Consider the following 15,048-nt stretch of genomic DNA (forward strand, 5'->3'; position numbering starts at 1 on the left):
AGCCAAACCGAAGCCTGACCAGTCCGGGGTATAAATCATAATTGGCACTGGCTTATCAAGCACCCTGTTGAGTTCTCAAAGAACAACCACACACCACTCAGGCGTCCCACATCGTGGGAACCCGCTTGGGGCAACCTCTTTACCTTACTCGGCCCGCTTCCCGTCGTCAACCTCGTGTCCGAGGTGATCAAGGAAGTGTTCCGAATCCACGATGACGCTCGCCGTATCACGGCGGTCGTTGCTGTCGTGGGGAACCGCAGACCGGCCGATCGCCACTTCGTGGCCATCCGCCCGGCTCCTGCCGGCTCCCGAACTCTACCCGGTCGGCCTCGCGATCGCAACCCCATCTTGGAGTGTCCTCGCACCGCCCGGATCCTCAGCCTCGCCCGGCGTCTCCGCCACGAGCCTGGTGCCGTTGTCGGCCGGTTTGTCCGGCCTCCCGCGTGCAGAGAGAAAGTTACGCCGCCCGCCCGGAGAAGGCAAATCGGCGCTCGTCACTGTCGGTCCGGAACGACCGCCGGCGGTCGCGCATTCGTGATGACCGCCGGGGTCCGAAGGCGGTCCCGGCGTGCCAGAGTGTCTGTCATGGCTGACCTCCCGCGCACCCGGGTGACCGTGCTCGCCGAGGACGCGCTGACGGGACTGCTGCTGCCGTTCTGGCAGCTGGTCATCGGCGCCTTCGTGGTCTTCGTCGTCCTGGTCTCGGTGGCTCGGCTGGCCCGCCGTGGTCGGTCCCGCATGACGACGGCACTCCTGGTCACGGCCGCCGCGATCGCCGGCTTCGCCGTGCTGGGCGTACTGCTTCAGGGGTGAGCGTCAGAGGCGGCGGTTCGCGAGGCTGGGCAGCTCGGCGCGGATCGTCCGCAGCCGGTCGAGATCAAGGTCGGCGACGGCGAGGCCCGGGCCGTCGGGCACCTGGGTGAGCACCGTCCCCCACGGGTCGACCACCATGCTGCGGCCGTAACAGCTCCGGCTCGGCTGGTGGTCGCCGGTCTGCCCCGCCGCGGCGACGAAGCACTGGTTCTCGATCGCCCGCGCGCGCAGCAGCACCTCCCAGTGATCCCGCCCGGTGTGGACCATGAAGGCCGCCGGCACCACGAGCAACTGGGCGCCGCCCTCGACCACGAGCTGCCGGTACAGCTCCGGGAACCGGAGGTCGTAGCAGATCGACAGGCCGACGCGAAGGCCCTCGACGTCGACGACCACCGGCTGGTCGCCCGGGGCGACGGTGGCCGACTCCAGGTAGGAGACCCGGCCGGGGATCTCCACGTCGTACAGGTGGATCTTCCGGTAGCTGGCGGCCAGCGTGCCGGAGCGGTCGAAGACCAGGGAGGTGTTCCAGGTGCGGGCCGGATCCGGCCCGCGCTCGTGGATCGACCCGGCGATCAGCCACATGCCCAGCCGCCGGGCGACGCCGGCGAAGAACTGGCCGACCTCGCCGTCGACCGGCTCCGGCTCGGGGAGCCCCGCGGCGGGGCCGAGATAGTCGACGAACTCCGGCAGGAGCGCGAGGTCCGCGCCGGCCGCCGCCGCACGTTCCAGCATGGCCTCCGCGGCCGCGAGGTTCGCCTCACGGTCTTCCCGAGAGTTCAGCTGACAGACGGCGACGCGCATGGGATCAGCGTACGACCGGAGGGGGCGCGGCGACAGCGTCGAAGAGGTGGCGGGGCTCCCGGGCCACGGGTGGATCGGGCCACCGGCATCGGCCGGGCCGGACACGACACCGCGCCCGACCGGAGTGGTCGGGCGCGGCGGCGGTGGATCAGGCCGACTTCTCCTCGCGGTCCCGCCGGGCACGCCGGCCGGTGAACTCGCGGGGAACGATCGTCGGGTTGACGTTCTCGAGCACCACCTCGCGGGTGATCAGCACCCGGGCGGCGTCGGGGTTGCTCGGCACCTCGTACATCACGGAGAGCAGGACCTCTTCCATGATCGCGCGCAGGCCGCGGGCGCCCGTGCCGCGCAGCATCGCCTGGTCGGCGATCGCCTCCAGGGCCGGCGGCTCGAACTCCAGCTCGACGCCGTCGAGCTCGAAGAGGCGCTGGTACTGCCGGACCAGGGCGTTGCGCGGCTCGGTGAGGATGCGCACCAGGGCGATGCGGTCGAGGCTGCGCACGTTGGTGATCACCGGGAGCCGGCCGATGAACTCGGGGATCAGCCCGAACTTGAGCATGTCCTCCGGCATGACCTGGCTGAAGATGTCGTCGGTCGACCGCTCGGAGACCGACCGGAGCCGGGCGCCGAAGCCCGTGCCGCCGTGGCCGGTGCGGGCCTCGATGATCTGGTCGAGCCCGGCGAAGGCACCACCGCAGATGAACAGCACGTTTGTGGTGTCGATCTGGATGAACTCCTGGTGGGGGTGCTTGCGCCCACCCTGCGGCGGCACGTTGGCCACCGTGCCTTCCAGCATCTTGAGCAGCGCCTGCTGGACGCCCTCGCCGGAGACGTCCCGCGTGATCGACGGGTTCTCCGACTTGCGGGCGATCTTGTCGACCTCGTCGATGTAGATGATGCCGGTCTCGGCGCGCTTGATGTCGTAATCGGCGGCCTGGATCAGCTTGAGGAGGATGTTCTCCACGTCCTCGCCGACGTAGCCGGCCTCCGTCAGCGCGGTGGCGTCGGCGATGGCGAACGGCACGTTCAGCATCCGCGCCAGGGTCTGCGCCAGGTGGGTCTTGCCGCACCCCGTCGGGCCGAGCAGCAGGATGTTGGACTTGGCCAGCTCGACGGCGTCACTGCCGGAGCCCGGCGCGCCGGCCGCCTCGGCCTGGATCCGCTTGTAGTGGTTGTAGACCGCGACGGCGAGCGCCTTCTTGGCCTGGTCCTGCCCGACGACGTAGGTGTCGAGGAACTGGCAGATCTCCATCGGCTTGGGAAGCTCTTCCCACTTCACCTCGCCCGACTCGGCCAACTCCTCCTCGATGATCTCGTTGCAGAGATCGATGCACTCGTCGCAGATGTAGACCCCAGGGCCCGCGATGAGCTTCTTGACCTGCTTCTGCGACTTACCGCAGAACGAGCATTTCAGTAGGTCGCCGCCGTCACCGATCCGTGCCACCTACGTTCTCCCTGCACTCGTCGGCCGGAGACCCGGCCCTTGCCTGCGGACGTGGAAGCGCCCGCCTCGTTTCACCCCGCTCGTTTCACCCCGCCGGCGGACCGGTGGAGCGGCACAGACCCGACGTTACCCGCTGGCGGAGGTTTCTCCGACCCCCAAATCGGGTGTGTCAGACGGTCGGCCGGGAGCGGACTCCCGGCCGACCGCGACCCGAGCTGTTCAGCTGGCGGCGTTGGCCGCCAGCAGGCCCTTCTTGCGGCTGGTGAGGATGGTGTCCACCAGCCCGTACTCCTTGGACTCCTCGGCCGTCATGATCTTGTCACGGTCGATGTCCTTGCGGACCTTCTCGATCGGCCGGTTGCAGTGCCGGGAGAGCATCTCCTCGAGCTGCGTCCGCATCCGCAGGATCTCCCGGGCCTGGATCTCGATGTCCGAGCCCTGCCCGTAGCCGCCCTCGGTGGCCGGCTGGTGGATGATGATCCGCGAGTTCGGCAGCGCCATCCGCTTGCCCGGGGTGCCAGCGGCCAGCAGCACGGCCGCCGCGCTGGCGGCCTGGCCGAGGCAGACCGTCGAGATGTCCGGCCGGACGTACTGCATGGTGTCGTAGATCGCCGTCATGGCGGTGAACGAACCGCCGGGCGAGTTGATGTACATGATGATGTCGCGGTCCGGGTCGGTGCCCTCGAGCGTCAGCAGCTGCGCCATCACGTCGTTGGCCGACGCGTCGTCGACCTGGACGCCGAGGAAGATGATCCGGTCCTCGAAGAGCTTGTTGTAGGGGTTGGACTCCTTGACCCCGTACGACGTGCGCTCGACGAACGACGGCAGGACGTAGCGGTTGTGCACGGCCGCGAACTGGGGCGGCAGGCTCAGGTCGGTCATCGTCAGCTCCTCAGCTCAGGGTCCCGGCGCCATCCGGAACCTGGGCGGCCCCGATGATCACCTTGTCGATGAAGCCGTAGTCCAGGGCCTCCTGGGCGGTGAACCAGCGGTCGCGGTCGGAGTCGGCCTCGATCTGCGCCTGGCTCTGGCCGGTGTGGTGCGCGACCCGCTCCTGGAACATCCGCTTGGTGTAGAGCATCTGCTCCGCCTGGATGGCGATGTCGGACGCGGTGCCGCCCAGACCGCCGGAGGGCTGGTGCATCATGATCCGCGCGTGCGGCAGGGCGTAGCGCTTGCCCTTGGTGCCGGCGCAGAGCAGCAGCTGACCCATGGACGCCGCCATGCCCATCGCCACGGTCGAGACGTCGTTGTCGATGAACTGCATGGTGTCGTAGATCGCCATGCCGGAGTAGACCGAACCGCCCGGCGAGTTGATCCAGAGGTTGATGTCGCGGTCCGGGTCCTCCGCGGCGAGCAGCAGGAGCTGCGCGCAGATGCGGTTGGCGACCTGGTCGGTCACCTCGCTGCCCAGGAAGATGATGCGTTCCTTGAGCAACCGGTTGTAGACCGAGTCGTCGAGGTTGCCAATGGTGTCGCCACCGCGGGCATCGATCGCCCGGAGCGGCTTCGCTTGGATGTGCATGTCGGTCATGGCAGCCCTTCGCTCTCCGTACCGTCCTACCCGACACTAACCGCTCAGCCGGATGGCAGAGCGCCGGTCCGGGCAGTGTTCGCTATCAGCGCAGTACCGCCGAGGCGTACCCGAAAAGGGAATCGGCCGCCGTCCACCGCAGGCGGCGGACGGCGGCCTCCCCGCACTGTCAGTGCTCGTGGTTGTGCTCGGCCTCGTTCTCGGCGCGCAGCGCGTCGAGGGTGACCTCGTTGCCCGCCGAGTCCTTGATCTTGATGCGCTCCATGACCGAGGCCAGGGCCTTGCCCCGCCGCACGTCACCGAAGACGGCACCGGCCGCGCCCGAGCGGACCAGCTGGTCGTAGTACTGCTGCGGAGCCATCCCGGCGCGCTGGGCCCGGTGCACGATCTCGTGGCCGAACTCGTCGTCGGAGACCTGCACGTCCTCGGCGTCGGCCAGGGTGTCCAGCAGCAGCTGGACCTTGACGCCCTCGGTCGCCGCCTCGGTCAGCTCGGCGTCGATCTGCTCCTCGGTCTTCTCCTCGGCCGCGAGGTATTCCTCCAGGGAGGCGCCGATCCGCTCGAGCTGGTCGACCATCGCCTGCTTGCGGCTCTCGACCTCCTCGCGGACGATGCCCTCCGGCGCCGGCACCTCGGCGGCGGCCACCATCTGCTCCAGCGCCTTGTCGCGGGCGGCGTAGATCTGCTCGACCCGCTTGCCCCGGGTGACCCGCTCCCGCAGGTCGCCGCGCAGCTCCTCGATGCTGTCGAACTCGCTCGCCATCTGGGCGAACTCGTCGTTGAGCTCCGGCAGCTCCTTCTCCTTGACCGTGCGGACGGTCACCGCCACCTCGGCGTCGCGGCCGGCGAAGTCGCCGCCGACGAGCTGGGTGGTGAAGCTGGTGTCCTCGCCGGCGGCCAGGCCGACGACGGCCTCGTCCAGGCCCGGGAGGAGCTGCTTGCTGCCGACCTCGTGGGAGATGTTGCTGGCGGAGCCGCCCGGCACGTCCTCGCCGTCGACGGTCGCGTTCAGGTCGATCTGGACGTAGTCGCCCTCCTGGGCGGCCCGCTCGACGGTCTTCAGGGTGGCGAACCGCTCGCGCAGGTTCTTCACCTGCTCGTCGATCTCGCTGTCGTCGATCTGGAGCTCGTCGACGGTCACCTCGATGGTGGCCGGGTCCGGCAGGGTGATCTCCGGGCGGACGTCGACCTCGGCGGTGAAGTTCAGCGAGTCACCGTCGTTGAACTCGGTGATCTCGACCTCGGGGCGGCCGAGCGTCTTCAGGTCGTGCTCGCGGACGGCGGCGAGGATGTTCTGCGGGATGGCCTCCTGCACCGCCTCGTTGAGGACGGTGCCCCGGCCGACCCGCTGGTCGATCACGGCCGCAGGAATCTTGCCCTTGCGGAAGCCGGGCACCTGGACCTGCTGCCCGATCTCCCGGTACGCCTTCCTGAGGCTCGGCTCGAGCTCGACGAACGGCACCTCGATGGCGAGCCGCACGCGCGTCGGGCTCAGAGTCTCGACGGTGCTCTTCACAGGCGTACTCCTTGACGGATCTCGGTTTTAGTCTGGGCGTGATTAGCCCATCGAGTGTAGGCGAGCCGGCCGGACGCACCGGCAGCGGCCGGGGACCGCACAGAGGGCGACCCCGGCGACCGGCCGCGGACGACAGTCGGGGTGGCGGGATTTGAACCCACGGCCCCTCGCTCCCAAAGCGAGTGCGCTACCAAGCTGCGCCACACCCCGTGGCGACGAGCAGTCTATGCCGTCGCGACCCGCCGGAAGTCCCGGGGCGTCCCTCAACGCGCCGAAGGGGGACCAACCGGACATCCGACGCTCCGACACCACCCGCCGGGGATACGGCCGCGCGGAGCACGCGGGTCATTCGGTACGCTGTCGGCGCGCCCTGCGATGGCGGGGCGCACGCGGGCGTAGCTCAATGGCAGAGCTTCAGTCTTCCAAACTGACGGTGCGAGTTCGATTCTCGTCGCCCGCTCCAGCAGTACCGGCCCAGGTCAGCGGCGTTGTCGCCGAGCCTGGGCCGCTCTCGTCTCAGCTCTTTCTGATCTTGCGTGCCATTGGCGGGCCAGTAGCGTCGGCCGTGCCGTCCGAGGCGGGTCCTTGTGCAGGTGGCCGACAGTCTGGTTCCCCGGCCGTCCGTTACCTTCGCCGACTCGTCGATGCCCCTGACCGATCCGTGTTGCTCAGCCGAGCGGTCCCGTTGTCGCATGCGGCCGTACCGCCGGTTCGAGCAGTGACAACGTCCGCTGCTGGGCATCGAGGCCGACGTGGATGCCGACCGGCATCGGCAGATTCGGGCCAGCGTGTCCGAACTCGACGTTACCCAGGACCGGGATGTCACGTTCACCGAGAACGTCGAGGACTATCTCGGGCAGGGTCGGGGACGCGTCGGGCGCCCCGAGCCCGTCGATCGCGTACGGAACGCCGACGACCATGCCGGAGATCCGATCGAGGATGCCGCAGTGCCGCAGCACCTGCAGGTAGCTCCACACGTACGACGCGTGGCCGCCCATTTCCTCCCAGAACAGCACCGCACCGTCGAACCACTCGAGCGGCAGCGCGTAAGGCGTCGCCTGCGCCAGCACAATACGATTGATCACCCCGCCGATCAGCCGGCCTTCGGCACGACCGCCACGCCAGCACTCCCATGACGGGGTGGCAGGCAGCGCACCGATGGCCTCGGTACTGGTCAGCAACGTCGAGTAGAGCCTTTCAAGTTCCGCTCGGCGTGCTGCGGGCGCAACCTGCCACGCCCCGCCAAGTCCAGGCGTGGCCAAGTCGGCATGGAACCCGACGAGTCCCGTGCGTGCGTAGAGCACCAGATGCAGCAGCGAGATGTCGCTGTAGCCGAGGATCGGCTTGGGGTCGGCAGCGATCGCCGCAACGTCGATCAGGTCGAGGTAGCCGAGCGCCGTCTGGCCACCGTCGTGCGCGATGATGGCGCGCACCTCAGGATCACGCAGAAGAGCATTGATTTCCCTGGCGATCTCCGCTGGCGTAGCCGCGCTCCACCAGTGGTGGCGCCCTGCTTCGAGTAGCGGAGCCCGACGCACGCGAAACCCCATCCGCTCGAGCACGACCATCGCCTGCTCGAGGTCGGGCTCGTAAGCGGCATGGAGCGGCCCGGACAGCGATGCGATGACGACGAGATCTCCGGGCCTCAGGGCACGAGGCCGAAGCAGCTGAGGCAGTGCGGATCCGGTCACCGGCGCAGTGTCCCAACACGCGCAAAGACACGCTACGCACTTACCGCCTGGACCGGAACGTACGGTCAGGCGTTGACCGAAGCAGGGTGAGGACCGCTTCCTCGATGGGTTCGATGACCGGATCCCCATGGCCTGAGGTGTCCACTTCGACGACGGCGTCGACTCCGTCCGGCGGCTCGAAGATCGACCGCTTCATGTCGCCTCGCTGAAACTGGGATTCGAGCTGTTGGTCGACAGCCGCGCCGCTGACCGCTCTGGCACGGAGGCGATCGCGGATCACTGCCTCATCGGCCACGACGTGCACAGCGAGCACTCGTGCGCCACACGTGATCAGCGCATCGAGCAGCCTGTGCGACAGCACCGAGGACTCCACGACGAAACTCACCCGTGCGGTCGCGAACAGCCGGGCCGCGTCGGCCATCACGGCCTCGGCGCGGAGGCTGAAGGGACCACCGGCGATGTGGAAATCGGAATCGAGCTGGACACCGCCACCGTGCGTGACGGAAGCGGAGGACAACCCGAGACCGGCCTTCAACTCGTCCCGGGTCAGCAGCGGTAGCCCGAGGCGGCGCGCCGACGCGATGGCGACCGTGGTCTTTCCGGCTCCGGGAGATCCGCATACGGCAACCACCACCGGCCTCTCCCTTCCGAGCATCCGCCGATGGTGGCAAACCTCCAGCCGGCTGTCGACGGGCCCCACAGCTATCCCGGAGTCGTTCGCCGGGCGGGGTCGTCGACCGCGAAGCCGGTCCCGCCCGCGCCTGGAGGTGACCCAGGGTCGCCGCCGAACCGGAGGGTGGTCGTCAGCGGGTCGCGGTCGGTGACCGATTACGGGCGGAGCCTCGTACCCGAACTTGAACGGCCTGCTAGCCCGCACGGCACGGCAGAAAGCGACATGGTACCGAAACACCGTCAGGCCGAGGCGGTAGTGAGCAAATTAGGTCGATCCGCCGATCACTCGCCTATCGTGGCCATTGATCACACCAGGGAATGGCCGAGGCGGAGCAACGACCGCCCTGTCGGAAGAAGTGGGAAATGGCGAAGAAGGTTGCCGTCAAAGTCAACGAGGATGCGATCGTCTGGAAGGAGTTCACCAGCGCCAGGGGGAAGAAGTACGAGGTGGGCTACCTCGGCGAATCCGGCGCGGACCAGGGCGGGTCGGGTGCACCCATGGGGAAGACCGACTTCGGCATCAGCTGCAACTGGCCTGTTGGCGGAAACGACTGGATAACCACCGAGAGCAGCTTCAAGACCACGACGGCCATCTCGAGGTACAAGCTGCATTCCAATGCTGACATGTCGGGTGACAATGTCGGCGGCTATGCCTACCGGCTGGATTTCTCCAACGAAGAGCATTACGACTACGAATTCTTCGACCAGGAAGGTGACAGCTACCGGTGCAACACCTTCAGCAATACTGACCATTTTGTTCGGTACAACTCCGACAAGCCCACGATTGCGTACATCAAAGGTAGTTAGCGTCGAGAGCCGCCGATCGGCAGGTGCACGGGCAGCGCCGGGAGGCGCTGGAAGCACCCGCCCGCGGCCCGCCGGGTGTGCTGGTCAAGCTGCTCCTGTGCGTTGTCGGCGGAGTTCATCGACGCGGTCGGGGGCCTGTCGACCTTCGACAACCCGGTCACCTTGCCGCCTACGCCGGCCTGGCGCCGGTAGAGCCCTCGGCGAACGCGCCGTCTCCACCCTCAAGACCACGCTGACCGGCAACAGCCGGTAGCCCCGGCCCGACCGATCACGACCCCGGTGGACTCGAAGTAGCGGGTGTGCGCGGTGCAGAAGAGCAGAGCCAGCCGGGCGTCTGGGCAATCACGACAGTGGCGCGGCGAGGAACGTCGCGACGACCGGCGCTCGGCTGGTGAACATGGGTCCATTAGACCGGAGCCGGGGCCAGGCATCGGTGGATGCCGACGTCGTCGACGAAAACCCGACCGCCCCGAGCAGCGCTGACGCGTACCCTTCGGACGTGGAACTTGATGATCTTTCCCCTGCGGAGTTCGCGTTCCCGGGGCCACTGCGGGACCAGTTGGTGGCCGCGATCCTGTCCGGTGCGAAGACCTCGACGTCCAGCCTCGTGCTCGGCTACGAGCGGACGGACGAGCCGATGCCCGAGGTGGGTGAGCGCTCGGCGGTGGTCGACTCGGCGGGCCGGCGGGTCGCGGTGATCGAGGTGACCGAGGTACGCGTGGTCCGGCTCGGCGACGTCGACCTGCCGCACGCCCTCGACGAGGGCGAGGGGTACGAGTCGGTGGCGCAGTGGCGGGCCGGGCACGAGACGTTCTGGCACAGCGCGGAGGTGCGCGCGGAGCTGGGTGACCCGGGCTTCACCGTCGACGACGACACCCCGGTGCTGCTCGAGCGCTTCCGGCTGGTGCACACCGTCTGAGCGCCTCTTGCCGTACGCGGCGACCCGGGCGTGCGGCGGCGCGCGCCGTACGCCCGGGTCGGTCGCCCGCTCAGCCCCAGTTCTGCGGGGCGGGCTGGCGGGTGGTGGCGTTCAACCGGTTGAAGAAGTTGGTGGTGGCGAGCCAGAGCACCAGCGCGGCCAGTTCCTTCTCCTCGAAGTGCCGGGCGGCCTCGTCCCACACCTCGTCGGGCACGGGGTCGGCCCGGTCGGCCAGCCGGGTCGCGGACTCGGCGAGCGCGAGTGCGGCCCGCTCGGCGTCGGTGAAGTACGGCGTCTCCCGCCAGGCGGCCAGCGCGAACAGCCGCTCCTCGGTCTCCCCCGCCTTCCGGGCGTTGCGGGCGCCGGAATCGAGGCAGGCGCTGCACCCGTTGATCTGGCTGGCCCGCAGGTGGACCAGCTCCAGGGTGCTCCCCGGGACCCCGGCCGAGTGGGCCGCCTTGTAGAGCAGATTGATCGCCTTCACCGCGTCGGGAAGCAGGGTCGCGGGGTTCCGCATACGGGCCTGTACGGACATCGTGTGCCGTCCTTCCTGTTACGCTGCCGACGCCCCCGCCGCAGCGCTTTCCTCGTTCGTCACCCTGCTGTCGACAGCCGGAGGGGCGACGTGACAGATGTGACCCGGGCCACACGAAGGCCGGAGGCCGACCGGGATGGCGATGCCGTGAGCGACACCGACCTGCTCGCCGAGCGCTTCGAGGAGCAGCGCCACCGGCTGCGCTCCGTGGCCCAGCGGATGCTCGGCTCCCGGGCCGAGGCCGACGACGCGGTCCAGGACACCTGGCTGCGGCTCAGCCGCGCCGACGTCGATGGCATCGAGAACCTGCCGGGCTGGCTCACCACCACCGTCGGGCGGGTCTGCCTCGACCGGCTGGGCTCCAGCGCCGCGCGGCACGAGCGGCCCGCCGACGTGGCCGCCGACGAGTCGACCACGCCCGGAGACGGCGAGCCCGACCCCGAGCGGGAGGCGATGCTCACGGAGTCGGTCGGGCGCGCGCTGGACGTGGTGCTCCGGACCCTCGGCCCCACCGAACGGCTCGTGTTCGTGCTGCACGACATGTTCGCGGTCTCCTTCGACGAGCTCGCGCCCGTGGTCGACCGCAGCCCGGCCGCCGTCCGGCAGATCGCCAGCCGGGCCCGCCGGCGCGTGCAGGGCGGGTCGCCGGCGCCGGAGGCCGACCGGGCCCGGCAGCGTGGGACCGTCGAGGCGTTCCTCGCCGCGTCCCGCGAGGGGCGCTTCGACGACCTGCTCACCCTGCTCGACCCGCACGTCGTCCTGCGCTCCGACGCGGCGGCCGTGCGGATGGGCGGGGCCGGCGAGGCATGCGGCTCGGCCACGGTCGCCAGCTTCTTCTCCGGCAAGGCGCAGGGGGCGGTGCCGGCGTTCGTGGACGGCGCACCGGGGGCGGTGGTGCTCGTCGACGGCCGTACCCGCCTGGTGCTCAGCTTCGTGGTCGCCGACCGGATCCTCGGCATCGAGGTGGTCGCCGACCCCGAGCAGATCGCCGGCCTGGACCTGGTTGTCGGGTGACGGTGCGCGCCGCCTGAGTCGCACGTCAGGGCGCGATCGGCGCTGGTGCGGCTGCTGCGTACGATTCGGGGCCGGGCATCCCCTCGTCCCGCGGAGGTAACGGCAGATGGCAGGCCAGCACGAGGGGTACGCCCTCGGCGTCGACCTCGGCACGTCCCACACCGTCGCCGTGCTGCGCCGGCCCGACGGGCACACCCGAGCACTGCTCGTGGACGGGCAGCCGATCATCCCCTCCGGCGTGTACGCCGACGCGGACGGGCTGCTGCACGCCGGCCGGGACGCCCAGCGGCTGGCCCGCACCGATCCGGGCCGGTACGAGCCCAACCCGAAGCGGCGCATCGACGAGCCCGCCGTCGTGTTGGGTGACCGCCGGTATCCGCCGGCCGAACTGCTGGCCGCGACGCTGCACGCGGTGGCCCGGGCGGCCGTCGAGGCGGTCGGGTTCCTGCCCCCGGCGGTGCTGACGTGCCCGGCGACCTGGGACGCCGCCCGCCGCCAGGTGCTGGCCGACGCCCTGGCGACGGCCGGTTGGCCGTCGGCGGCCGAGCACACGCTCTCCGGTCCCACGCCGCCGGGCACCCGTCTGCTGCGGGAACCGGTGGCCGCCGCCCGCTACTACACGCAGGTGCTGCGCCGCCCGGTGCCGGTGGGCGGAACGATCGCGGTCTTCGACTTCGGCGCCGGGACGCTGGACGTCGCGGTGCTGCGCAACGAGGGCGCGGACCCGTGGGGCGACTCCGGGTTCACGGTCGTCACCGCGGGCGGCGCGGACGACCTCGGTGGCCTGGACGTGGACACCGCCCTGCTGGGTCGCCTCGGCGAACTGGTCGCCGAGGCGCACCCCGACCGGTGGGAGCGGCTCACCCGCCCGGAGTCCGCGACCCAGTGGCGGGAGCGCCACGAGCTCTGGGAGAACGTCCGGGGCGCGAAGGAGATGTTGTCGCGGGTGCCGGCGGCGCCGGTGGCCGTACCGGGGGTGGAGGCGGCGGTCACGCTCACCCGGGCCGACCTGGAGCGGGTGGCCGGGCCGCTGCTGGGCCGGGCGGTGGCGGTGACCCGGGACGTGATCGGCGCGGCCGGCCTCGACCCGCAGCAGCTCTCCGGCCTGTTCCTGGTCGGTGGCGCCACCCGGATGCCGATGGTGGCCCGGCTGCTGCACGCCGAACTGGGCATCGCCCCGACCGTGCTGGAGCAGCCGGAGCTGCCGGTGGCCGAGGGGGCGCTGACCGACCTGCCCCTGCCCCGGCGCGCCCGGGCCGCCGACGCCTTCGCCGCACCCGCGCAACCCCCCGCTGCGGCGCAACCGGCCGGCGCACCACAGCCCGATCCCGCCGCGCCGGCACCGCAGGCCTCCGCACCGGCACCGCCCGCCGTGCCGGCGCAGCCCGCATCCGCCGGCAGCACGCCGCACGCGCCCGCCGCGTCGGGGGACGGCGTCGGCGGCCAGGACGGCAGTGCGCCGACCGTGCCCGCCGGCCCGGCCCCCACGCCGACCGCCGTCGCCGGACCGGAGGGCGTCACGCCGGCCCTGCCCGCCGGGCTGACGCCGACCATGGTCGCCGGGCCGCCGACCGCCCCGACCGTGCCCGCCGCACCGTCACCGGCCGACCCGTTCGCACCACCGGGCGCGGGCCCGGCACCGTTCGCACCGCCGGGAGCGGGCCAGTCACCGTTCGCACCGCCGTGGGCGCCGGCTGCGGGCTCGTCGGGCGCACCGGCCGAAGGCTCGGCACCGTACGCACCGCCGGGGACTCCGGCCGCAGCCCCGGCCTCGGGCGCACCGGCGGGCGGCGCGGCACCCTACGCGCCGCCGGGCGTACCCCAGGGTGGTCCTGCGGGGGTGTGGCCGGGCGTACCCGTCTCCGGCACGCCCGTGTCGGCGTCGCCCGGCGGCGGCCGGAGTCGGCCGGCGCTCCCCCGACGCCGGGCGCTGTGGGTCTCGCTCGCCGCCGTGTTGGCGCTCGCCGGCGTGGCGACGGCGGCGGTGCTGTACCTGACCCGCGACCGCTACCCCGCCCTGGAGTTCCGGACCGTCGACCAGCTGACCCGGGTGCCCGCCGGCACGGAACGACCGGCGGACATGTTCACTGCGGTCCTCGGGCAGCGGGCCTATCTCGGGTATCCGCTCGGCGACGGGCGGCTGGAGGTGGTGTCGGTCGACGCCGGCACCGGCGCGGTGAAGTGGCGGAAGCAGACCGCGGTGTCCTCCGACCGGTGGAAGGGGATCGTCGCCCTGCCCGGCGCGGTCGCGGTCTTCGCCGACGCGATCGGCGACGACACCCCCCGGGACCTCGTGCTGCTCGACGGCGCCTCCGGCGACCAGCGGTGGCGCCGGTCGATCCTGGGCAACGACGACGTGATCTTCGGCGACGGCGTCGCGGTGCAGGTGGACCGCGCCGGGAAGCGGCTCGTCGGGCTGCGCCTGGGCGACGGCGGGGAGGTCTGGTCGCAGCCCAGCCCGCGCGACGAGTACGACAACACCCGCACCAGCGTCCACCCGGTCACCACCGACAAGGCCCTGGGCGGCCCGGCCTTCCTCGACGGCTCCCCGCGCGATCCCTGGCGCGGCGAGGTCAACCGGATCGTGCAGGTGGGCGCGGACCGGTCCGTCCGACTGGTCGACATGGGCAGCGGCCAGGTGGTCCGCACCCGCGCCGGGGTGGCCGACCACGACGACCTGGTGGTGGCGCACGAGGACCGCCTCTACGTGGCCCGCGACGACGCCGGTTACCAGCTGCTCGCGTACGACCTGACGAGCGACGCCCAGCCGAAGGTGCTGTACACGGCCGAGGACGACAAGCGCCGGCCGGAGGCCCTGGTGCCCTGCGGCGAGCGGCGGGCGTGCCTGCTGGAGGTGACCGGCGGCGACGACGAGACCACCGAGGTCGTGGCGGCCACCGAGGAGAAGGTGAGCAAGTGGAAGGCGCCCCGGGCGACCCGGCTCGTGCCGCTCGGCGAGCACCTGCTCGCCCGGCGGACCTCCCCGGAGTCGGCCGGCACGCTGTTCGGCCCCGACGGTCGCGCCGTGCTCTCCGACCGTCGCGGGGTGGCGGTCCGGCTCGACGCGGGCAACCTGCTGCTCCTCGCCGACCCGCCCAGCTCGGTCGAGGACGACCGCAGCGTCGCCGGGCTGTCGGTGGGCTCGGGTGAGGTGGCCGAGCTGGGCCAGTTGGCGGACGTACGCAGCGACACGTGCTCGTGGAACACCAGCGTGATCGCCTGCGGTGCCGGCAGGCAGAGCGGGGACGCCGGGGCGGAGTCCCCGTACGGATTCGTGCTCTACCGGTTCGCCGGGTAGCCGA

The 15,048-nt window shown here is 70.9% G+C and carries 13 protein-coding genes and 2 tRNA genes; 6 read left to right on the top strand and 9 right to left on the bottom strand.

Annotated features, from left to right (window positions below):
- Nucleotides 1–585 precede the first annotated feature (585 nt).
- The gene (locus ABZ573_RS29260; protein ID WP_121399376.1) at nucleotides 586–813 is read left to right on the top strand and encodes a hypothetical protein; all 228 of its coding nucleotides are present in this window, start codon (nucleotides 586–588) and stop codon (nucleotides 811–813) included.
- 3 nt (nucleotides 814–816) lie between these two features.
- Here the strand turns inward: ABZ573_RS29260 and ABZ573_RS29265 are convergent, their stop codons facing one another.
- The 6 genes from ABZ573_RS29265 to ABZ573_RS29290 form a co-directional block, all read right to left on the bottom strand.
- Nucleotides 817–1,614 carry a carbon-nitrogen hydrolase family protein gene (locus ABZ573_RS29265; protein WP_358122245.1) on the bottom strand — a complete coding sequence of 266 codons (798 nt, stop codon included), beginning with the start codon at nucleotides 1,612–1,614 and terminating at the stop codon, nucleotides 817–819.
- A gap of 148 nt (nucleotides 1,615–1,762) precedes the next feature.
- Nucleotides 1,763–3,058, bottom strand: coding sequence for an ATP-dependent Clp protease ATP-binding subunit ClpX (gene clpX, locus ABZ573_RS29270; protein WP_151455911.1), 1,296 nt, complete (start codon nucleotides 3,056–3,058; stop codon nucleotides 1,763–1,765).
- 219 nt (nucleotides 3,059–3,277) lie between these two features.
- Entirely contained in the window at nucleotides 3,278–3,940 is a 663-nt protein-coding gene (locus tag ABZ573_RS29275; protein WP_327029345.1) for an ATP-dependent Clp protease proteolytic subunit, read from the bottom strand.
- Nucleotides 3,941–3,950: 10 nt separating this feature from the next.
- Entirely contained in the window at nucleotides 3,951–4,592 is a 642-nt protein-coding gene (locus ABZ573_RS29280) for an ATP-dependent Clp protease proteolytic subunit (RefSeq protein WP_091628855.1), read from the bottom strand.
- A gap of 169 nt (nucleotides 4,593–4,761) precedes the next feature.
- Nucleotides 4,762–6,108: a trigger factor gene (gene tig / locus ABZ573_RS29285; protein ID WP_327029346.1), complete on the bottom strand. Its 1,347-nt coding sequence runs from the start codon at nucleotides 6,106–6,108 to the stop codon at nucleotides 4,762–4,764.
- Between the two features lie 136 nt (nucleotides 6,109–6,244).
- Nucleotides 6,245–6,318 (bottom strand) — tRNA-Pro (locus ABZ573_RS29290).
- Between the two features lie 179 nt (nucleotides 6,319–6,497).
- Between ABZ573_RS29290 and ABZ573_RS29295 the strand changes: the two genes are divergently transcribed.
- Nucleotides 6,498–6,571: transfer RNA gene (locus ABZ573_RS29295), tRNA-Gly, on the top strand.
- 205 nt (nucleotides 6,572–6,776) lie between these two features.
- Here ABZ573_RS29295 and ABZ573_RS29300 read toward each other — a convergent pair.
- Both ABZ573_RS29300 and ABZ573_RS29305 read right to left on the bottom strand, forming a co-directional pair.
- Nucleotides 6,777–7,799: a S66 peptidase family protein gene (locus ABZ573_RS29300; RefSeq protein ID WP_358122248.1), complete on the bottom strand. Its 1,023-nt coding sequence runs from the start codon at nucleotides 7,797–7,799 to the stop codon at nucleotides 6,777–6,779.
- Nucleotides 7,800–7,839: 40 nt separating this feature from the next.
- Nucleotides 7,840–8,454, bottom strand: coding sequence for an ATP-binding protein (locus tag ABZ573_RS29305; protein WP_151455988.1), 615 nt, complete (start codon nucleotides 8,452–8,454; stop codon nucleotides 7,840–7,842).
- Between the two features lie 380 nt (nucleotides 8,455–8,834).
- Between ABZ573_RS29305 and ABZ573_RS29310 the strand changes: the two genes are divergently transcribed.
- Both ABZ573_RS29310 and ABZ573_RS29315 read left to right on the top strand, forming a co-directional pair.
- A complete protein-coding gene (locus ABZ573_RS29310; RefSeq protein WP_151455989.1) occupies nucleotides 8,835–9,278 on the top strand; it encodes a hypothetical protein in 444 nt (147 codons plus the stop codon).
- Between the two features lie 499 nt (nucleotides 9,279–9,777).
- Nucleotides 9,778–10,197 (top strand): ASCH domain-containing protein, encoded by a 420-nt coding sequence (locus ABZ573_RS29315; RefSeq protein WP_225852340.1) that lies wholly within the window; start codon nucleotides 9,778–9,780, stop codon nucleotides 10,195–10,197.
- A 70-nt stretch (nucleotides 10,198–10,267) separates the two neighbouring features.
- Here ABZ573_RS29315 and ABZ573_RS29320 read toward each other — a convergent pair whose 3' ends face one another.
- Nucleotides 10,268–10,732 carry a carboxymuconolactone decarboxylase family protein gene (locus ABZ573_RS29320; RefSeq protein WP_225852341.1) on the bottom strand — a complete coding sequence of 155 codons (465 nt, stop codon included), beginning with the start codon at nucleotides 10,730–10,732 and terminating at the stop codon, nucleotides 10,268–10,270.
- A 147-nt stretch (nucleotides 10,733–10,879) separates the two neighbouring features.
- Here ABZ573_RS29320 and ABZ573_RS29325 point away from each other — a divergent pair, with 147 nt between their 5' ends.
- Together ABZ573_RS29325 and ABZ573_RS29330 are read left to right on the top strand one after the other, a co-directional pair.
- Nucleotides 10,880–11,746 (top strand): sigma-70 family RNA polymerase sigma factor, encoded by an 867-nt coding sequence (locus ABZ573_RS29325; RefSeq protein WP_151455991.1) that lies wholly within the window; start codon nucleotides 10,880–10,882, stop codon nucleotides 11,744–11,746.
- 106 nt (nucleotides 11,747–11,852) lie between these two features.
- The gene (locus tag ABZ573_RS29330; protein ID WP_358122251.1) at nucleotides 11,853–15,044 is read left to right on the top strand and encodes an Hsp70 family protein; all 3,192 of its coding nucleotides are present in this window, start codon (nucleotides 11,853–11,855) and stop codon (nucleotides 15,042–15,044) included.
- Nucleotides 15,045–15,048 lie beyond the last annotated feature (4 nt).

Source organism: Micromonospora sp. NPDC007220 (assembly GCF_040634035.1).
Classification (GTDB): domain Bacteria; phylum Actinomycetota; class Actinomycetes; order Mycobacteriales; family Micromonosporaceae; genus Micromonospora; species Micromonospora reichwaldensis.